The sequence below is a fragment of the Geomonas edaphica genome (assembly GCF_004917075.1).
Classification (GTDB): domain Bacteria; phylum Desulfobacterota; class Desulfuromonadia; order Geobacterales; family Geobacteraceae; genus Geomonas; species Geomonas edaphica.
Genome location: NZ_SSYB01000004.1, coordinates 748,323 through 767,080 on the forward strand (window position 1 = coordinate 748,323; position 18,758 = coordinate 767,080).

At 62.3% G+C, this 18,758-nt stretch carries 16 protein-coding genes; 13 read left to right on the forward strand and 3 right to left on the reverse strand.

Annotated elements, in window-relative coordinates; translation table 11 throughout:
- The first annotated feature begins 15 nt into the window (after nucleotides 1–15).
- The 10 genes from extH to extS all read left to right on the forward strand — a co-directional run bounded on the left by extH (nucleotide 16) and on the right by extS (nucleotide 9,992).
- Nucleotides 16–1,443, forward strand: coding sequence for a selenite/tellurite reduction operon rhodanese-like protein ExtH (gene extH / locus E8K79_RS14115; protein WP_136515278.1), 1,428 nt, complete (start codon nucleotides 16–18; stop codon nucleotides 1,441–1,443).
- 57 nt (nucleotides 1,444–1,500) lie between these two features.
- The gene (gene extI, locus E8K79_RS14120; RefSeq protein WP_136515279.1) at nucleotides 1,501–2,706 is read left to right on the forward strand and encodes a selenite/tellurite reduction operon porin ExtI; all 1,206 of its coding nucleotides are present in this window, start codon (nucleotides 1,501–1,503) and stop codon (nucleotides 2,704–2,706) included.
- Nucleotides 2,707–2,850: 144 nt separating this feature from the next.
- Nucleotides 2,851–3,171 (forward strand): selenite/tellurite reduction operon protein ExtJ, encoded by a 321-nt coding sequence (extJ, locus tag E8K79_RS14125; protein ID WP_136515280.1) that lies wholly within the window; start codon nucleotides 2,851–2,853, stop codon nucleotides 3,169–3,171.
- A gap of 69 nt (nucleotides 3,172–3,240) precedes the next feature.
- Complete coding sequence (gene extKL / locus E8K79_RS14130; protein ID WP_281276092.1) at nucleotides 3,241–4,593, forward strand: multiheme c-type cytochrome (seleno)protein ExtKL; 1,353 nt, start codon at nucleotides 3,241–3,243, stop codon at nucleotides 4,591–4,593.
- A 149-nt stretch (nucleotides 4,594–4,742) separates the two neighbouring features.
- Complete coding sequence (extM, locus tag E8K79_RS14140; RefSeq protein WP_136515282.1) at nucleotides 4,743–6,608, forward strand: selenite/tellurite reduction operon c-type cytochrome ExtM; 1,866 nt, start codon at nucleotides 4,743–4,745, stop codon at nucleotides 6,606–6,608.
- A complete protein-coding gene (gene extO / locus E8K79_RS14145) occupies nucleotides 6,562–7,821 on the forward strand; it encodes a selenite/tellurite reduction operon b-type cytochrome iron-sulfur cluster-binding subunit ExtO (protein ID WP_136515557.1) in 1,260 nt (419 codons plus the stop codon). Before extM ends, extO begins: the two co-directional genes overlap by 47 nt.
- Nucleotides 7,776–8,168 (forward strand): QcrA and Rieske domain-containing protein, encoded by a 393-nt coding sequence (locus tag E8K79_RS14150; RefSeq protein ID WP_136515283.1) that lies wholly within the window; start codon nucleotides 7,776–7,778, stop codon nucleotides 8,166–8,168. Before extO ends, E8K79_RS14150 begins: the two co-directional genes overlap by 46 nt.
- Nucleotides 8,169–8,176: 8 nt before the next feature.
- The gene (locus tag E8K79_RS14155; RefSeq protein ID WP_136515284.1) at nucleotides 8,177–8,797 is read left to right on the forward strand and encodes a cytochrome b N-terminal domain-containing protein; all 621 of its coding nucleotides are present in this window, start codon (nucleotides 8,177–8,179) and stop codon (nucleotides 8,795–8,797) included.
- Nucleotides 8,794–9,210, forward strand: coding sequence for a selenite/tellurite reduction operon b-type cytochrome membrane protein ExtQ (extQ, locus tag E8K79_RS14160; RefSeq protein ID WP_136515285.1), 417 nt, complete (start codon nucleotides 8,794–8,796; stop codon nucleotides 9,208–9,210). Before E8K79_RS14155 ends, extQ begins: the two co-directional genes overlap by 4 nt.
- Nucleotides 9,186–9,992: a selenite/tellurite reduction operon c-type cytochrome lipoprotein ExtS gene (gene extS / locus E8K79_RS14165; RefSeq protein ID WP_136515286.1), complete on the forward strand. Its 807-nt coding sequence runs from the start codon at nucleotides 9,186–9,188 to the stop codon at nucleotides 9,990–9,992. Before extQ ends, extS begins: the two co-directional genes overlap by 25 nt.
- A gap of 493 nt (nucleotides 9,993–10,485) precedes the next feature.
- Here extS and E8K79_RS14170 read toward each other — a convergent pair whose 3' ends face one another.
- Complete coding sequence (locus E8K79_RS14170; RefSeq protein ID WP_136515287.1) at nucleotides 10,486–11,604, reverse strand: methyl-accepting chemotaxis protein; 1,119 nt, start codon at nucleotides 11,602–11,604, stop codon at nucleotides 10,486–10,488.
- Nucleotides 11,605–12,041: 437 nt separating this feature from the next.
- Here E8K79_RS14170 and E8K79_RS14175 point away from each other — a divergent pair, with 437 nt between their 5' ends.
- Genes E8K79_RS14175 through E8K79_RS14185 form a run of 3 tightly spaced genes read left to right on the forward strand, consistent with a single transcriptional unit; the run spans nucleotide 12,042 to nucleotide 16,257 of the window.
- Nucleotides 12,042–12,710, forward strand: a complete 669-nt coding sequence (locus tag E8K79_RS14175; RefSeq protein ID WP_136515288.1) for a cobalamin B12-binding domain-containing protein — start codon at nucleotides 12,042–12,044, stop codon at nucleotides 12,708–12,710.
- 5 nt (nucleotides 12,711–12,715) lie between these two features.
- Nucleotides 12,716–13,741: a uroporphyrinogen decarboxylase family protein gene (locus E8K79_RS14180; protein ID WP_136515558.1), complete on the forward strand. Its 1,026-nt coding sequence runs from the start codon at nucleotides 12,716–12,718 to the stop codon at nucleotides 13,739–13,741.
- A 2-nt stretch (nucleotides 13,742–13,743) separates the two neighbouring features.
- On the forward strand, nucleotides 13,744–16,257 hold the full coding sequence (locus tag E8K79_RS14185; RefSeq protein ID WP_136515289.1) for an ATP-binding protein: 2,514 nt from the start codon (nucleotides 13,744–13,746) through the stop codon (nucleotides 16,255–16,257).
- Here the strand turns inward: E8K79_RS14185 and E8K79_RS14190 are convergent.
- Together E8K79_RS14190 and E8K79_RS14195 are read right to left on the reverse strand one after the other, a co-directional pair.
- Nucleotides 16,254–17,597: a thioredoxin family protein gene (locus tag E8K79_RS14190; RefSeq protein WP_246043828.1), complete on the reverse strand. Its 1,344-nt coding sequence runs from the start codon at nucleotides 17,595–17,597 to the stop codon at nucleotides 16,254–16,256. The genes E8K79_RS14185 and E8K79_RS14190 overlap by 4 nt on opposite strands.
- A gap of 45 nt (nucleotides 17,598–17,642) precedes the next feature.
- Nucleotides 17,643–18,632, reverse strand: a complete 990-nt coding sequence (locus E8K79_RS14195; protein ID WP_246043829.1) for an AI-2E family transporter — start codon at nucleotides 18,630–18,632, stop codon at nucleotides 17,643–17,645.
- Nucleotides 18,633–18,758: the final 126 nt, after the last annotated feature.

The window sequence follows — 18,758 nt, forward strand, 5'->3', positions numbered from 1 at the left end:
GCCAAAGGAGGTTGTATGTCGGAAAAGATGATGAAGAAGAGCAGAGTGCTGCTGTTCACGCTGCTCGGCGTTGTTGCCGTTGCGGCTCTTTCCATGTGGGGGTGTGGTCACACCAGCTATGACACCCCCGCCGAGAAAGTAGTTACGACCAAGACTCCTACCGCGCTGATCACCGCAGCCGACCTGGACGGGTGGATTAAAGCGGGCTTGGTCAACAAACAGGGCGGCTACGACCGCGTCGTGATTCTCGATGTATCCAATAACGAAACGGACACCTCCAACAAGTACTATACCGTCGGGCACATTCCCGGCGCCCAGTTGATCTCCGCGGGGTCCGCAGCTTTTATGGACAACACCCGGGCCGAAGGGCCGTTTAACGTGACCGGCAGCATGGTCTGCACCGGTGCGACCATTGATGCCCTGATCCAGGGCGCGGGGATCGACGAGAACACCACCATCGTCATCACCAACAACGCCACCAATACCGTCAACGTGGCCCGCGCTTACACGACACTGCGCTACTGGGGCTTCCCCAAAAACCGTCTCAAGGTTCTGCAGGGTGGTAATGCGGAGTGGGTTACCGCTGGCTATGCCCTGACCAAGTCCGTCCCGACCATCACCAGGTCGAGCTTCGGCGTGGCTCAGAATGGGACCACCAAGGTCAACACCGACATGCGAGTCTCTCTGCCGGAGATGATCGCTTACGTGCAGGGGATCGTCGCCGGCAACGCAGACAACGTCACCTTGATCGACACGGTGCGTGGGTCATCGAACCCCACTGCCACCATCTCTTCGACTACGGACCTGCTGGTGAGCGGAAACGCGTTCACCCCCTTCGACGGCGCGATCAAGGGGTCGTTCTCCTATGGAGCCCCGGCAATGGTCTCGCCGGCAAACACGCTCTACTTCAAGGATGCCGAAACTATCAAGGCTGATCTCGCCAATGCCCTCGGTACGAACGGAGTGGCCAAACTGGACGCAGCGGGCCGCGACGCCACAAAGACCTTCATCTCCTTCTGCCGCGCCGGCAACTACGCCTCGGTCGGGTTCTTCGCCCTGGACGGCATCGCCTATTATAACGATCCCAACGTGACCGTTAAGTGGTACGACGGCTCCTACGGCCAGTGGAACCTCTGTGCTTCGTCAGACCACACGGCCGTAGACACCACCGGGGCCACGGTCAACGCTGGCGGCAAACTGGCAGTCGGCTCTATCTGGGACACGACCTCGCTCATGGACAACCTGACCTGGAACGTAGGCCGGACCACCGTCGTGAACAACGTCACTGTCCAGCGGCAGATCGTCAACTACGCTTCCCGCGTCTATACCGTCGAGCCCAGTTTCGCGGACGGCAACCAGATCGAGGCTGCAGACCTGGCCTACCGCAGCACGGTGACCCGTGCGACGAGCGGCGGAAGTGCTGGCGGCGGCGGAGGCTGCTAACCGTCGAAAGTACGCTTCGCACACTGTACGGGAAACCCAATACAAAAGGAGTAATCTATGCTGAAAATGCCTAATATATCGGTGGTATCCGGCGCAACCCTAGGGCTGGTGCTCATGGCCGGCACCGCTTTCGCCGGCCCGAGAATGACCTTTGGCCCTAACGACGAAGGGGCGCTGCAACTGGACTACAAAGGACAGTTCCAGATGACCTTCCGTGACACCGGCTCTGGAGACAACAACGAGGACACCACGGCGAACTTCAACTTCCGCCGCAACCGCCTCGCCCTCATGGGCAAGTACGGCGACATGATGTCCATCTACGTGCAGACCGAGTACACCGACGACCAGAACCTGACCCCGCTGGACGTCGCAGCGGAGAACCAGGGCTCCAACTTCCAGCTCCTGGACGCGGTGGTGCGCTTCAAGCTGGACAACGCTTTCCGGGTCAACGTCGGCAAGTTCAAGTACAACCTCTCCCGCGAGAACCTGGAAGCCTGTGAGATGCCGCTCACCCTGGACCGCTCGCTCTTCATCCGCGCCCCTTTCACCACGACACGCGACACCGGGGTGGCGGTATGGGGTAACCTCTTCAACGACATGTTCCAGTACCGCCTTGACGCGATGGAAGGGCGCAAGGCGCTCTCCGGGGACGTTACGCCCGGCTCCAAGTTCCGCTACTCGGCACGTGCGCACGTGACCCTGCTCGACCCCGAGAACGACTACGGCTACAAGGGGACCTACCTCGGCAAGAAAAAGGTCGCCACCATCGGCGCCGCCTACCAGTTCGAGCCGGACGTCGCCTACGGCAACACGGTCTTGAAGACCGATGCGAAGGACTACAAGGCGTACACCTTCGACGGCTTCTTCGAGTACCCGGTAGAAGCAGTCGGCACCTTCACCGCTTCCGGCGCCTACGAGAAGATCGACCTGGACGACGCGTATTTGGGGGACAATCCGGATTCGCTCGTAGTCGGGTTGAACGGCCAGAAAAACGGATACTACTTGAAGGGTGGCTACATGCTCCCCAACACCCCGCTGCAGTTCTTCGTGCGTTATGAGAAGTGGAAGTTCGCCAATCTGAACGGTATCTACAACCAGAAAATCGACTGGTACGGCGGCGGTGTGAACTACTACCTACGCGACCAGAACCTGAAGCTCACCTTCGAGGCGAACTCGACTTCTTTCAACAAGGGGACCGGGACCTCTGCCGACAAGACCGAGGACTTCATGACCTACGTGACCCAGCTGCAGGTCATCTTCTAGCCCGGCAAACCATTGCCTGATGAGTCCCCTCCCCTGGAGGGGGAGGGACAGGGAGGGGGAGGGCGAACTTCCCCCCTCCCGACCTCCCCCCTCCGGGGGGAGGCCTCTAAAGCAGCAAACCATGAACTACAAAGGAGGATGAAGATGTTTCGTAAAGCTATGAAGATCGCGGCTGCGGCCGTGATGACGATCGCACTTGCCGCGACGGCCTTTGCCGCCGGCCCCGCTAAAGGAAAAGTAACCAAGGTGGAAGGTGAGCAGGTAACGGTGACCCTCGAGGCCGCGCCCCCCGCCTTCGTGAAGAAAGGGGCCATGGTGAGCTCGCTTGGGGGAAGCCCGAAGGTGCTTGCCGTCCAGGGTAACGAGGTGACGCTGAAGTTCGGGAAGGCCAAGGCGGAGAAGATCAAGGTAGACTCGCCCATCTCCCTCTCCGAGTGCGAGGGCGATGAGCTGCAGGGATGCTGATGTGGAAGGGGCGTCCCGCTTAGGCGCGGCGCCCCCCAATATCGTTAACCGGAAACCACAGAGGAAATCATGAACAGACTGACAGTGCAAGGAAGCCTGGCGGCTGCCCTGCTCCTCGGAGTGCTGGCGGTGCCGGCGTTCGCGGGTAAGGCGGGTGTCGGCTGGCAGGACACCATAGCTGCCAAATCGGGCAAGGCTAAGACCATGGCCGAGTTGGCCAAGATGTACGACTCGAGTTCCTGTGTTGAGTGCCACCAGGAGCAGCACGACCAGGCTCAGAAATCAATTCACTCGCGCTCCGTCTTCGGTACGGCGCGCACGGCGATGACCATAATGACCACCATCGAAAACGGCCTCATGGAGGAACCTTATTCCGGGGTGAAAAGCAGGAAGGACGTGAAGGTCGAGCACCTGATGGGGTGTGCCAAGTGCCACCTCCCGCAGCTTGCCGACGCCGAGGACTCGGTGGCGCAGGAACTGGTCGACACCCTCTACGGCTGGAAGGACGCCCTCAAGAAGAAAGACAAGGAGACTGCCAAGAAACTGGAGGAAAAGCTGAAAAGCGTCTCCATCAACTGTCTTATCTGTCACAACCGTAACGCCATCACCCACAAGTGGCAGGACGGCTATCCCAAGGCGGGTGTGGTGTACGGCTCCAAGGAAGGGGCGCACGACTCGCAGAAGTTTCCGAAGATGGCGGTTTCGCCCATCATGGACCAGGCGATCCAGTGCGGCCAGTGCCACGGTCTCGGGCCAAACCTGGAGCTCGACGAGCCGACCCAGTGCTGCACCTCGTACGGCAGCTACCTCTGGGCCTACAAGGCGGAGGTCGGGCAGGAAAACTGCCAGGATTGCCACATGAAGAACTCCAAGCTCGGGCACAACATCCAGGGGTACCGTGATGCCGCCATGACCGACAAGGCGGTGGAGTTCAAGGCCGAGGCGTTCGGCTACTACTGGCGTGACGGCGCGAAGATCAGGCCGAGGGCCGTGGTGAAGGTCGAGATGGTGAACAAGGCCGGCCACTCCATACCCGACGGCTGACCGACCCCCAACCGACTGGTTCTGTCGGTAATCGGTAAGACGAAAGACGGCAAGGAAGTGTTCAATCAGGAAAAGATCTACATGCCGGTCCCGCAGCAGCTGGCGCGCGGCGACAGGATGGGGCGCGGCCCCTACGAGAAGAGCGGTCTCATCGAGGATACCGGCCTCCCGCCGGGGAAACTCGTGAAGGAGCGCTTCGAAATCTTCTATCCGCTCGAAGAGGTTGAAGTGAACGGCAAGACGGTCGAGAAACCGTCCGCCTACGACCTCGATGTGGAAGTGAAACTGACCTACCTCCCGTTCGGCACCCCGAACAGCGATCCCTTCGTCTGGAAAGAGTTCACCAAAAGGGTGAGCATCAGCCAGAGCGGCAAATAGGGGAGGGTGGTTAAAAAGATCCTGGTTGTGATTGCCGGCATCCCCGCGATGCCGGCTTTTTTTGTCCTCCGACTCATGAAAAGGTTTTGGCTAACTCACACGATTTGACTATAATGCGCGGGACTTCAAGGGAAGAAACAGCGGGTGAGATGAAGGTTACCGGCAGCGACACATATTCCGGCGGGAGATCCGGCAAAATAGCGCTCGTCCTGCTCCTTTTCGCCCTTGCCGGCTGCGCCGGAAAAGGGGCGCCGGCGAACAACTGCCTCTCCTGCCATGCGAAGATCGAGCATGTCTCCGCCACGCACCCCGATTGCGTCCCGTGTCACGGCGGCGACCCGCTCGCCCGGACCAAGGAGGCGGCGCACCGCGGCATGCACGGACGCGGCAATCCCTCCGCGCCGGAGCACTGGGAAAAGACCTGCGGCTCCTGTCACCTCTACCAGCTCGACCGGGTCAAGTCGAACCTCATGTACACGACCACCGGGATGATCCGGAACATAAACCTCACCTGGGAAGGGCCGGACGGGGAACTCTTCAGCAGCCGCGGCGGCGAGATCTACGACCCGGAAGGAAAGGCGCAGCGCCTGAAGCCGGTGGCCGAGCTGGACCACGTCTCCGGCGAGCTCTACCGGAAGTTCTGCTCCCAGTGCCACGTGGCCCGGGAGAGCGGCGAGGTCTACGGCGCGAGCCACGCCTCGGGATGCGCCGCCTGCCACTTCCCGTACAACGAGCGGGCGCAGTACGAAGGGAAGGACACCACGGTGCAGGGTAGGGGACCTTACGCGGCGAGTCACGCCATGGAGCGCCTTCCCGGCAACGAGGTCTGCTCGCGCTGCCACAACCGCAGCGGCCGCATCGCCTATTCCTACCAGGGGCTGAACGACGGCAACAATTCCCTCGTGCCGACCAGGGGGGGGCGCCCCGGCCCGGTAATGGCGAGCGGCAACAGGAACCTGACCCACATCGCAGAGGACATGCATTTCAAGGCGGGGATGGACTGCATCGACTGCCACACCTCGCGCGACCTGATGGGGGACGGCTACTCCTACCGCAACATGTACCTGCAGACAGAGATCGCCTGCGAGGACTGCCACGGCGGTGCGAAACCGCCGCGCTACCGCGAGATCGTCTCCGAGCACGACGAGGCGCTACGCGAGTCGGCCGGGTACCGGATGCAGATGCGCCCCGGGATGAAGATGATGGTCACCGCGAAGGGGAGGAGCTACTCGAACGTCTTTTACCGCGACGGCGCGGTATGGGTGCTCGGGAAGCGCAGCGGCAAGCTGTTCAAGAGCCGGGTCATCACCGGTACGCCTGAGCATACCGTCGTCGGGCACGGACGGCTTGAGTGCTACTCGTGCCATTCCCGCACCGTGGTCCAGTGCTACGGGTGCCACACGACCTACGACAAGTCGAAGACAGGCATGGATTTCGTGAAGGGGATCGAGACCCAAGGGCGCTTCAGCGAAAAGGAGGACTACCGGATGCTTTATCCCTTCCCGCTCGCCCTGAACCAGCGCGGCAAAATCTCGACGGTGACGCCGGGGTGCCAGACCTTCGTATCGGTGGTGGAGCCGGACGGCAGCATCTCCAAGAACGAGTACGTAGCGCGCTTCAAGGGAAAGCAGCAGCTCCGCTTCGCCCCCTTCTACTCCCACAACACCGGCAAGAAAGCGATCCGTTGCGGTGAGTGTCACGGCAACCCCGCCTTCCTCGGTTTCGGCCAGCACGTCGTCTCGGGCCGCAGCATCGAGGGGACCATGATCTGCGAGCAGTCGGCGGACAAGCCGCTGGATGGCTTTCTCACGCTGCAGGACGGCAAGGTGCGCGCCTACTCGGCGATCACCCGGGAGCGCTCCCGCCCCCTGAACGGCGCCGAGGTGCGGCGTGCCCTGGCGGTGAACCTCTGTCTCGTCTGCCACGACAAGGCGGCCGATCCCATCTATCGAAAGGAGCTGGACCATGGTGCGCTTCATGATGCGCTGCATCGTCGCCTTATCTCTGCTCCTTAGCGCGCTCCCCGCGCTCGCTGCCGAGAACTGCACCGTCTGCCACAAGAAGACGGTGAAGGGGGCGCACCGCGGTCTTCCCTGCCTCTCCTGCCACCTTGACGAGGCGAAGACCCTCGCCGACCCGGCCTCCCGCGAGAGCGGTGCCGCAGGCTGCGTCGGCTGCCACAAGGGATACGCGGCGCTCTTCGATCAGGCGATGGGGAACCGCAAGGGTGAGCGCGACTTCGTCGCCCGGAGCTGGGGAATAGCCGACCCGGATTTCTTCGCCAAGAACTGCAACGCCTGCCACCTGAAAGGGTGCACCGACTGCCACGGCGCCAGGGGGCACGAGATCGCGAAGCCGAAGGACCGCGACTGCTTTACCTGCCACAAGGGGTACTTCGTCGGGACCGACTACTACGGCATGGCCCCGCGCGAGGACAGCATGCGCTACCAGCGCGGCGAGGTGGCCTACGGCGAGGCATACCTGAAGATGACCCCGGACGTGCACGCCGAGGCGGGCCTTGCCTGCGCCGTCTGTCACACCATGGCGAGCCTCGCCGCGGGGAAGAAGAGCGCCAAGGGATGCCGGGAGTGTCACGAGCCGAAGCGGAGTATCCCGGAACACCGCATCGCGGCGCACCTGGAGAAGATGGAGTGTTACGCCTGCCACTCCGCTTGGGCGCCCCAGGAGTACGGCACCTTTTACCTGCGCTTCGACGGCGACAGCCCCTCGAAGGAGTGGTACCGGGTGCGCCGGGATCAGGCCGCCGAGGAGTACGTGAAGAGCGCCTACTTGAGAAGGCAGGACGCGCCGCCGCTTGGGCTGAACCGGCAGGGGAGGGTGAGCCCGATCCGGCCGCAGTTCATCGCGTACTTCACCGATATCCGGCACGACCGGGCCGTCTGGGATGAAAACCGCCTCCTTGCGGCGCAGTGGAAAGCGTTCTTCCCGCACACGGTGCGCAAAGGGAGCGTGATGTGTGAGGGGTGCCACGACAACCCGCGCCGCTTCGTGCTCGAGCGCGAGGAGGAGCGGATCTACCGCCCGGCCGCCGAGGGGATGACGCTATCCTCCTTCTGGGATGCGACTGGACAAGAGGTGGCAAACGGCGCCTTTTACCCGCAGGCGCGCTACCTGGAGATGAGCAGGAAGACGACCGCGTACCAAAGGGGATACCTGGAGAAATGGCAGAGCCTCGTCAATCACGTCGAAACTTCCTCGGCGCCCTGATCGCCCTCGCCGTTGGGGGATGGGGCCTCGCGAGGTTTCTCACCCCGCGGGCAAAGCGCAAGCAGACCATCCTCACCGTGGCGCGGGAAGAGCTGCCGCAGGACGGAGCGCTCGTGTACCGCGAGGCACGTATCGCGGTGATGCGCGACGGCGAGAGGGTGTACGCCCTGGATCTCGTCTGCACCCATCTCGGGTGCACGGTCAACGTGACTCCCACCGGACTCGTCTGTCCCTGCCACGGCTCGGCCTTCGACCGGGAGGGAAGGGTGCTGAAGGGGCCCGCCGACCGGGCGCTCAAGCGCTACGAGGTGACGCAAGTGGGAGAGAGCTACCACGTCCAGGTGTAGGGGGGGAAGTGATCAAGGAATTTCTAAAACATCTATTCCCGCGTGCGGTGCTTGAGAGGAACCTGACCCTTTCCTACACCTTTTGCCTGGGAGGGCTCGCCTTCACCTGCCTAATCCTGCTGGTCGGCTCGGGAGGGCTTCTTCTGTTCTATTACCAGCCGACGCCGCCTGCGGCGTACCCATCCATTCTCCTCCTGGAGTCCTCCGTCTGGGGGGGGCGCTACCTGAGGAGTCTGCACCGCCTTGCGAGCCACACCTTTTTGGTGCTCATCATGATGCACACGCTGCGCGTCGTCCTCACCGGCGCCTACGAAAAGCCGCGCCAGATGAACTGGGTGATCGGCTGCGCGCTCTTTTTCCTGGCGGTGTTCGAGGGGTACACGGGGTATCTCCTCCCGATGGACCAGCTCGCCCTCTGGGCCACCCAGACCGGAATGGAGCTTTTGCACATCATGCCACTTGGAGGTGCGCTTCGCTCGGTGTTGGTCCCCGACGGGGTAGGTGAGGCCATGTCGCTTTTGCGCTTTTACGTGCTGCACATCCTCATGATCCCGGGGGCGCTGCTCCTTTTGAGTGCCCTGCACTTCTACCGGATCAGAAAAAACAAGGGGGTGCTCCCCTACCTATGAAACGAGGCTACGTAAAGTCATCCCCACATTTTTTCAGGCCGGTCAAGGTCGCCTTCGCGCTCGCCGTCCTGCTTCTCCTGGCGCTTGCCTTTCTGGTGCCGGCTCCCCTCCAGGAGCAGGCGAACCTCGCCCGGGTCCCTAATCCGGTGAAGTCCGCCTGGTTTCTTCTCTGGATTCAGGAACTGGTCAGCTACTCGAAATACCTGATCTACCTTGTGGTGCTCCTTGCCGCCTCGTTCGTCGCCCTTCCCTGGCTCGCGCCCGGCACACCACCTGAGGGAGCAACGTGGTTTGCCAAAAAGCGGCGCGCCCTCGATCTCTTAGCTCTTGCCGTCTTTGCCGCCGTCCTCGCGCTTACCGCAGTCGCCATGTACTTTCGAGGTGCCAATTGGCAGTTCGTCGCCCCCTTCTGATCACGCTCGCACTTCTTCTGTGCCTGTGCGGCGGTGCCCAAGGTGCGAGGATCTCCTGCCTCAAGTGCCATAGTCCCCACTACCAAAAGCTGGGTAAATGCGTCGACTGTCACCGTGGCGACCCACGCTCGGACCGCGCGCGCATCGCGCACCACGGCCTGATCGAAGGACGGTTCGCATGGTTCGCCGTGCCGGGCTCCGCTCAGTTGGAAAAGGGGCGGCGGCTCATGGACACCTTCGCCTGCCGGCGCTGTCATACCTCGGCGGGAGACGGGAACCGCCTGGCCAGCAACCTGGACCGGCTCCCGGAAGGGACCACGGCGCAGGAGATCTCCGAGGCGGTGAGGGTGCCGGCGCTCATGATGCCGCAGTTTCAGTTCGATGAGACGCAAAGAGCGGCCTTGGTGAGTGCGATACTCGCGGGAGCGCGCCAGACGAGGGTAAATGGAGAAAAGAGGGGAGAGCCGCCCCAGGTGGTGCATTTCAAGCGGGAGCGTGAAGAGGAGGACGTTTTCGGCAAGCGTTGCGGTCCTTGCCACCGAGCACTCACCACGACCCGTGGGGGACTGGGGCGAGGCACCGTGGCGCCGAACCTCTCTGGGCTTTTCACCCGTTACTACCCGAAGACGGCCCTAGGCGGAGCTGCCTGGGAGGAGCGGTCGCTGAAAAAATGGATCGAAAACCCGAGGCGGGAGCGTCCTTTCACCCCGATGCGTCCGGTGCCTTTAGAACCACCAGACCTGGAGCGGATTCTCACCCTTTTGCGCGACACCCCGCGGTAAAAAGCGGGGGGTATCGATAACTGTAGTGAAGGTGCCACGAAGCGTAGCAGGTGCCCACGCGCTCCCCCTTTTGCGAAGGTTCATCCGGGAATTCCGGGGAAGCATGTGTGCTTAGTTTCGAAGGGGTGAGCATGGCATCACGCTCCCCCCTTTGCGAAGGGGGGGACGGGGGGGATTTGCTTTTCATCCACTGGTTTTAGCCGGTTGAACGGAGTCGCTTTCCTCATGGACAAGTTGTTCGTCATCTGTCACTTGCTGTTGCAGCGTACGTGATCGCAGCGTCAGCAGGTGCTTGTATCGTCCGACCAAGGCAAATCCCCCCTGACCCCCCTTCGCAAAGGGGGGGACGCTGGGGCTCATGCAGCGCTTCGTGGGGTTGAAGATCGCTGTTTTTAGCAAAGGGAGAAAAAAAGACAAAGAAACCCCGCCGGATACCGGGGCCGGCGGGGTTTCCCCAAGCCCGTCTCAAGGAGGTTAGAGGCGGGAGTGGGTTCTAGCCGTGCACGATCTCCTCGAGGTTGCTGGCGATGGTGGTGGAGGTTGCCGCCTGCTCCTCGGACGCCGTCGCGATCTGCGCGATGACGTGTTCGATCTCCTCGATGGAAAGCACGATGTTCGACAGTGAGGCGTCCACCTGGTGCGAGAGCGCCTCGCTCACCTCCGCCTCGTTCTTACCCTTCTCGATTGACTCGACCGCCAAGGCGGTCTCCTTCTGTATCTCGTCCACCATGAGCCGGATCTGCTTAGTCGAGGCGACGGTGCGGTCGGCCAGGCTACGCACCTCGTCGGCCACCACCGCGAAGCCGCGCCCCTGTTCGCCGGCGCGTGCCGCCTCTATGGCGGCGTTCAGCGCAAGGAGGTTTGTCTGGTCCGCGATGTCGTTGATCACCGCGACGAACTCGCCGATGCGCGCCGACTTGTCCCCCAGATTCCCCACGATCCCCGCTGAACTCCGGACGATCTCCGCCACCTTGCGCATCTCAGTGACGGCGCGGTTCACCACGTCCTGCCCCTCCCGCGCGTTAGTCAACACTTTGGTGGCAGAATCGGCGGCATCGACCGTGCTGCGCGCCACTTCGTTCACCGTCATGCTCATCTCCTCCATGGCGGTGGCGATCTGGGTTACCCGGTTTTCCAGGTACTCCTTGCGCTCTATGGAATCGCGCTGGTGTTGCTCCACTGCTTTTTCGGCGGTGATGTCGTTCCAGCACGCCATGTAACAGAGGACCTTTGAAGGATCCTTGCTGTCCCAGATGGGATAGGCCGTGGTCCGCAGCGTCACGTCCCCGATGGGGATCTCCGCCTTGTGCGGCATCTTGGCACGGGCGTTGGCGAAGATGTTGCGGATGCGCCCAGGGTCCTTATGGTACTGGTGGATACTCTTCCCCTCCGCGTTGGCGACATCGGCCCCGCGCAACCCCGCGTTCAGCGCGGCGCGATGCTGCTGCATGAGGGCGTGGGCCTGCCGGTTCATGTAGATAATGTTGTTGTCGTTGGTGGTGTCGCAGAGCATGACGATGTTGTCGACGTTGTCGAGCATCTGTGTAAGCTTAGCGATTTCCGCAGCCTGCTCGTCGACCTGCGTCCTGCTGGAGTTGCCGAAGAGTTTCATGTGATAAGCTCCCTTCGCGCCGTTACCCGACGCCGCTTCGGTGAGTGCGCCCGCCCGGGTTGACCAAACCGGCGCCTGTCCTTTTCCCTATCGGATATTGCCGGGTGATCTTTAATGTTTTGCATAGGTTTTCCCGCAACGCAGGGGGGAATTCGCCGTATCGTCCCAGGAACAAAACCGCTTCGACGCGAGTGAAGGTGATATGCGGGCCGCGAATCACTGTCTCTGAATAGTGATTCCACTCACAGGAAATGAAAAAAACTGGCAGAACCCCGCTGGATGCTGGCTTCTGTTGCAACATTGGATATTTTTTAGATGGACTATTGGTAGAGGCGGGTGTACCTTGTTACAAAATCCTACACGGATTTCCGTTCTTCCTACGTTCTAACAGATGTTGACTGAGTCCTTACTGCGCAACTTGCTATCCGGAGTGATAGATGATTGTGTCGTACCCCGCCGGCCACCTATCTGACGTACCCGCCCGTCCATCCGCTGATCTCCTTGAGCTCGCTTTGGTCAACATGGACCGGCTCGCCCTGCAGCGGATCTATTCAGCCTCTGGTCTTACCCCCCTTTTTTTCTGCGAACAGTTCATCACCCCGGCCCTCGCCGGTATCGGCGAAAAATGGGATCGCGGGGAACTCTCGCTGTCCCACGTGTACATGAGCGGTCGGCTGTGCGAGGATTTCATGGAACAATCCTTCCGCGGTGCACCCTCAAACCGTGTAAGTGAGGAACGCGTTGCTCTCGCTGTTTTGGAGGACTACCACCTCCTCGGCAAGCGTCTCGTAGGGTTCGTGCTCAGGGGGGGCGGCGTTGATTACCTTGACTACGGTACGGTGACCGCCGCGGAACTAGTGCAGCGGGTGCAGGAGGACTCGGTCCGGGTGCTCCTCATCTCGGCGCTTATGCTCCCCTCGGCCCTCAAGGTGCGCGAGGTGCGCGACAAGCTGGACCAGGCAGGAGTCCCATGCCGTATCATCGTCGGAGGGGCCCCTTTCCGGCTCGACCCGTCGCTTTGCGACGAGGTAGGCGCCGATTTCTGCTGCGCCACCGCTTCCCAGGTGCTCCCGGCACTCATCCAGGCATCTGGAGGTGAGCCGTGACCAGCATGGAACGCGTCCTTACCGCTTTGTCGCACCGGGAACCGGACCGGGTCCCGCTCTTTTTGCTCCTCACCCTGCATGGTGCCAGGGAGCTTGGGCTCTCCATCGAGGAGTACTTCTCCAGCTCGGAAAACGTGGTGCGCGGGCAGCTCGCCATGCTCAGGCGTTACGGACACGACTGCATCTATGCCTTCTTCCATGCCTCGCTCGAGGTGGAAGCCTGGGGTGGGAGCACCATTTTCAGGGACGACGGACCACCCAACGCGGGTGCCCCTCCGCTGAAGGCGGACGCCATCGCATCGCTCGCCCCGCCGCGGCTGAGCGCTGCTCCTGGGCTCGTCCGGGTCCTCGAGGCACAGCGCGGACTGAGGCATGCGGTGGGGGATTCCGTACCGATCATCGGGGTCGTCATGTCACCGTTCTCCCTTCCGGTCATGCAACTTGGTTTCGATGCGTACCTGGACCTCATGTTCGACCGCCCCGATCTCATGCAGCGTCTCATGGAGGTAAACGCCGCCTTTTGCGCCGAATGGGGTAATGCACAGCTCGCCGCCGGAGCCCACGCCATCTGTTATTTCGATCCCCTCGCCTCACCGAAGATGATTGACCCCTCCCTTTATCGTAGCTTCGGCTGGCCTGCAGCGCGCAGGGCTCTCAATGCCATTAAGGGCCCCACCGCAACCCACCTCGCCTCCGGGCCATGTCTCGGCGTGGTAGAGGACCTCGCGGGTAGCGGTACCGCGATGGTAGGCGTTGGCGGGGAGGAGGACCTCGCCGCGGTCAAGAAACGCTGCTGCGGCAGGCTGACCGTTTTCGGCAATCTGAACGGCATCGCCATGCGCTCCTGGGACGAAGCGGCTGCGATAGCCGAAGTGAAGGGCGCCATCGACGCCGCGGCGCAAGGTGGGGGCTTTATCCTGTCGGACCAGCACGGAGAGATTCCCTGGCAGGTGCCGGAACGGACCCTGGAGCAGGTAGCACAGGCGGCGCGGGAGTACGGGCGCTACCCGCTCCAAGGCGTAAGGGGGTGAGCATGGAGCCGATGTTGATCTGCTGCTGCGAAACCCTAGGGCCCGAGGTGAAAGGTACCATCGTGCAGGGGCGCATCGCCGGGTTCGACTGCCGGACCTTCCACGGCTGCTGCGGCCGTCCCCCCCTCAACTGGGAAGACGTCCGGCACATCTGCGACGGCCAACCCGCTATCCTCGTAGGCGGCGAGTGCCTTGCCTCCCTTGGCTCCGTTCCAGACGACCTCCACGGGGTTTTTGTTCTGCAGAAGCCGCACTGTGCCGCACTTGTTAGCGGCGAGTGCACCTTCGATCGAATCACCGCTGCCGGGAGTTTCGTGGTTACCTCCGGTTGGGCCGCGAACTGGCGGGGCTTCCTCGGGGAGTGGGGCTTTGACCGCACCACGGCCGTCGATTTTTTTGCCGAAAGCTGCGCCGGAATAACCCTCCTCGATACTGGATGCAACCCGGATGCGGAGGTGGCGGCCCGGGAGTTCGGTGCCTTCGTCGAGCGCCCGGTAACGGTCCTGCCGGTGCCCCCTGAGCTTCTCGCCCTGCAGCTGGAGAAGGCGCGGGGAGAACTTCAGCGGCTGGAGGCTAAGGCTGGGGGGACCGCCCCCGCCTCGGACTACGCGCTCCTTCTCGACATGCTTTCCCGGGTTGCCAAATCGAATGGCGAGGAGCGGGTCGTCGACGACATGCTGGCCTTCTTCTCGCTGCTCTTCGGGGCCGAGGAGCTCGCTTTCATCCCCGCGGCCAAGGAGAAAGCCCTCAGGCGGCACGGGGTGCGCGCGACCGGGGAGGAGACCCTGCGCGCACTGGCACAGCGTATCGATGCTCGCTTCCACATCGAGGAGGCCGCCCGCTGCTTCATGGTGCGCCTAACCCACGATGACGTGATCGGCTGGCTCTGGTTCGGTGGCTTCGCGACACCGGAGCACACGCGCAGCTACCTGGATCTAGCCGTCACGGCGGCCGACGTGTGCGCCATGGCCATCGCCTCAGCCCGGTCGGTACACCGTGACCTGAAGGAGCGCGAGGAGAAGTACCGTCTGCTCTTTGAGAACATGGGCAACGGTTTCGCGCTCCTGCAGATGCTCGTGGGACCCGGAGGGAGAGCCGCGGATTTCCGTTTCGTTGAGGTGAACCCCGCTTTCGAGTCCTTCACCGGTAAGAAGGCCCAGGATCTGGTGGGGAGCACCCTGTTGGACGTGCTCCCCGGGTTGGATACGGCGCAGTTGGAGAGCCTCGGGAAGCTGGTGCTGGAGGGGAACCCGATCGCACTGGAGCGCTACACGATAGACGCTAGGTGCTGCCAGCTCTGGCTCTTCAGGGCCAAGCCGGGGTACTGCGGCCTGGTCATCAACGACATCACGAAACAGAAGCTTCTCGAGGACAAGCTCAGGGAGTCCGTCAAGATGGAGTCGGTGGGACGGCTGGCAGGGGGAGTTGCTCACGACTATAACAACATGCTCTCGGTGATCATCGGGTACGCCGAGCTGCTCCTCATGGAATTCCACGGCAACCGGCGCATCACGGAGTGCCTGCGCGAGATCTGCAAGGCGGCGGAGCACTCCCGCGACGTCACCGCACAACTCCTCTCCTTTTCACGACAGCAGCTGATCTCGCCCAAGACCCTGGACATAAACGATGAGGTGTCCGCGCTGGCGGCCAGATGGTCCGCCATGTGGGGTGCCGGGATCCGGGTCTCCCTTTCCCTGGACGAGAGCCTGTGGAAGGTAAAGATCGATCCGACCCAGATGGAGCAGGTGGTATCGAACATCGTACGCAACGCCATCGCGGCCATGCCGGACGGAGGGGATCTCACCATCATCACCCGTAACGTAACCCTCAGCGAGGATGACTGCAGCGCCTATCTCGATGCGCTCCCGGGAGACTACGCCGAGCTTGCCATCGTCGACACCGGCCACGGCATGGACGCCGAAACCTGCCGACACATCTTCGAACCATTTTTTACCACGCGCGAGGTGGGGAGCGGCAGCGGGTTGGGGCTTGCCACCGTCTACGGTATGGTCACCCAAAACGGCGGCTTCGTGACCGTCTCCAGCGCGCCCGAGGCCGGCACCACCTTCAGGATCTACTTGCCGAGCTTCGTGGATCGCGCGGCGGAGCACCGGGCGCTCACGGCTGCACACGGCTCGGGCACCGTACTGGTGATAGAGGACGACGAGATCGTGGGTAGGATGACGGAGAAGATGCTCGAACATATGGGGTATCGCGTGCTGATGGCGGAGGACGCGGCTCAGGCGATCGAGCTCTGCCGCAACCGCGAGACTTCGATCGACCTGGTGCTCTCCGACGTGATGCTCCCCGGGGCGAACGGCAGGGAGGCGGTAGAGAGGATCCTCGCGCTGCGTCCAGGGCTTAAAATCATCTACATGTCCGGTTACGCGGCGGAGGCCCTGCTCGAAAAAGGGGTGGACCGTGCGCGGGTCAACTTCCTGCAGAAGCCTTTCGACATGGCGAGTCTCAACTCGACGATAAAATCCGTACTCTCCGAAAGCTTCGCGACAGGCTAATCCCGCTCCTCCCGGTCCTCTCCCCCCGCCTCGCGAAACATCCAGGCGCCCCCCCCGGCGAGCGCCAGGGTCGCCAGCAGAAGGAGCAGCGAAGTCGCCGGGTCGTTCAGAAGCGCCGGCCGTATGAGGAGCACCACCCCAAGCCCAAGCATCATCACCCCCGATACCAGCTTCAGCACCCTCCCTTGCCATTCGCTCAGCTTCCTCCCACCGAGCGTCACTGTGAAGATCACGACGATCACCGCCAGAGGCACGATATAGACGGCGCAGTACAGGGCGAGGTAACCGTAATACGCGATCTTGCCCATTTCGTGCAGCGTGAGCGCGCGGGTGAAGACCATAGGGAACCCCGCCGTGCACAGAAGTTCGTAGCTGTTCGCCGCCACGGCGAGCACGGTGCTCCCGACGAGCAGGGAAGGGAGTGATTCGGCTTTCAAAAGCCGCCTCATACGGGCAAATAGCCTGGGCTTCTTGTCCTCAGGGATGGAAAGGGAGATCCCCTTGTGGAAAAGGAAGAAATCCTTGATGTTGACGAGGGCGATGAAGAGCGCGAGGAGCCCTGCGACTGCGGTGATGGCCGGAAGCGAGCCGACGATCAGGAAGAGGTTCAGCCAGGCAGCGAGGAAAAGGAAGTAGAGGACTCCGGACGCGACGACGAAGACCCCCCCGATGAGGAGCATGCGACGCCGCGACCGGGCGTGGATCAGGAGACTCAGGAGGAAGAAGAGGACGAAGAAGGCGCAGGGGTTGAAGCTGTCGAGCGCTGCGATCACCAGGGTGAAGACGGGAAGTGAGTAGCGCTGCGGGTCGAGCTCACCAAGTCCCGGGACGGCAACCGGCGGCTGCGGTGCGGCGGCCGGTGGTGCTTTGGACGATGCTCCCCCAGCGGGGGGGAGAGCCTCGCGGACCGCGTTTTCAAGCTGCGCGCGGGTCTGTTCCGAAAAGCCGCTCAGGTAGTGCGGTCCGAGGATAAAGACCGGCACCCCGGTCGCTTCCCGGCCCCTTTCCTTCGCCATGAGCATGAGGCGCGGGATGTTCTCCCGATGCTGCAGCACCTCGGTCGCCTCGACCTTGAGGTCTGGGTACTTGCGCTTCAACTCCTCGAGAAAAGGCTTCGCCTGCTCGCAGTGCGGGCAGCCGACCCCCCAGAAGTAGTAGAGCGTGGCTTCGGGAGCGGCCCAGGCGAAGCGGCAGGTAAGAAACACCAGGAGGAGCAGCGCGAACGAAAGCGTCAAGGCGCGCGAGGGCAGGGGCGGGATGTTGCCAAGGGGGTAGGGGAGCCCCCGGCGAGTAAGGGGGCGCACAGAAACGGGAGTGGATGTCGGCATGGTGGCGGCCATGCGCACATTCTACTATGAAAATACGCGTTGCGCAGGATTCATGAATCAGACAAGCCGGTAGGCGCGAAGCTCTGATTTGAGCCAGGCGTAGACCACCGGGGCGGCGACCAGGCCGGCGATGCCGAAGATCGCCTCCATGACCAGCATGGCGGTTAAAAGCTCCCAGACGTTCGCCTTCACCTCGCCCCCGACGATACGGGCGTTGGTGAAGTACTCTAGCTTATGGATCAGCACCAGGAAGACGAGGGAGGCCACGCCCACCATAGGCGACACGCCGAGGCTGATCAGCACGATGGTGAAGTTGGAGATGAGGTTTCCCACCACCGGCAAAAGCCCGGCCACGAAGGTGAGCAGGATCAGCAGGGTCACCATGGGGAGGTGGACCCCCAGGAGCGGAAGGACCACCGCAAGGTAGAGCGCGGTGAGGACGGTGTTCAGCGCCGAGATCTTCACCTGGGCGAAGACCACCTTGTCGAAGGCGTCGGCCAGGTTCAAAAGACGGGCGTGCAGGTGATAGGCGAGCAGGGGAAAGCCGTCCTCGAGGTTGAAACGGTGCAGCACGGCGAGGCTTCCCACCACCATGCCGAGGATCAGGTGCGCGAAGGTCTTCACCCCCGACATCCCCACCGAGGAGATGTTCTTGCCGTGCTCGCGCAGCATGGTGACGATCTGTTCACGCAGCTCGTCCACCGTGTCCGGCAGCGCCGCGGTCAACTCTTCCGGGAGGTTTCTCTTCAGGTTGTCGAGCGTCTCCGCCGTCATGTCCAAAAGGTTCGCCATGCCGTGATGCCCGCGCAGAAACGACCAGAGCCCGAGGCAGATCCCGGACACGAGCGCGATGACGAAGAGGATGATCCCGGCGAGGGCCACCTTCTGGGTCAGGGCGCCCCAACTCGCCGGGAGGCGCAGCGCGAGCTTTGCCGTGAGCGCGTACACGGCGAGGCCGGCGAAGACCGCGGGGATCAGGTGGAAATGGAGCACGGTTACTACGGCGAGTGCCGCGAGCAGGTAGCTTGCCAACTGTGTTTTGGGCATGATCCTCTCTTCCATGCGACCATTTTTACTATCAGACGGCCTCTTCGTCCAGAAAAAACGGGACCTCACACCGATTCGACATTTTCATGTTGATTGTGCGGGAATGTAGTTGTGTGATGGCAGGGG

Excerpts from the sequence above, each read along its gene's own strand:
- extH (WP_136515278.1), top strand. The coding sequence starts at position 16 with ATGTCGGAAAAGATGATGAAGAAGAGCAGAGTGCTGCTGTTCACGCTG.
- extI (WP_136515279.1), top strand. The coding sequence starts at position 1,501 with ATGCTGAAAATGCCTAATATATCGGTGGTATCCGGCGCAACCCTAGGG.
- extJ (WP_136515280.1), top strand. The coding sequence starts at position 2,851 with ATGTTTCGTAAAGCTATGAAGATCGCGGCTGCGGCCGTGATGACGATC.
- extM (WP_136515282.1), top strand. The coding sequence starts at position 4,743 with ATGAAGGTTACCGGCAGCGACACATATTCCGGCGGGAGATCCGGCAAA.
- E8K79_RS14150 (WP_136515283.1), top strand. The coding sequence starts at position 7,776 with ATGGCAGAGCCTCGTCAATCACGTCGAAACTTCCTCGGCGCCCTGATC.
- extQ (WP_136515285.1), top strand. The coding sequence starts at position 8,794 with ATGAAACGAGGCTACGTAAAGTCATCCCCACATTTTTTCAGGCCGGTC.
- E8K79_RS14170 (WP_136515287.1), bottom strand. The coding sequence starts at position 11,604 with ATGAAACTCTTCGGCAACTCCAGCAGGACGCAGGTCGACGAGCAGGCT.
- E8K79_RS14175 (WP_136515288.1), top strand. The coding sequence starts at position 12,042 with ATGATTGTGTCGTACCCCGCCGGCCACCTATCTGACGTACCCGCCCGT.
- E8K79_RS14180 (WP_136515558.1), top strand. The coding sequence starts at position 12,716 with ATGGAACGCGTCCTTACCGCTTTGTCGCACCGGGAACCGGACCGGGTC.
- E8K79_RS14185 (WP_136515289.1), top strand. The coding sequence starts at position 13,744 with ATGGAGCCGATGTTGATCTGCTGCTGCGAAACCCTAGGGCCCGAGGTG.
- E8K79_RS14190 (WP_246043828.1), bottom strand. The coding sequence starts at position 17,597 with ATGGCCGCCACCATGCCGACATCCACTCCCGTTTCTGTGCGCCCCCTT.
- E8K79_RS14195 (WP_246043829.1), bottom strand. The coding sequence starts at position 18,632 with ATGCCCAAAACACAGTTGGCAAGCTACCTGCTCGCGGCACTCGCCGTA.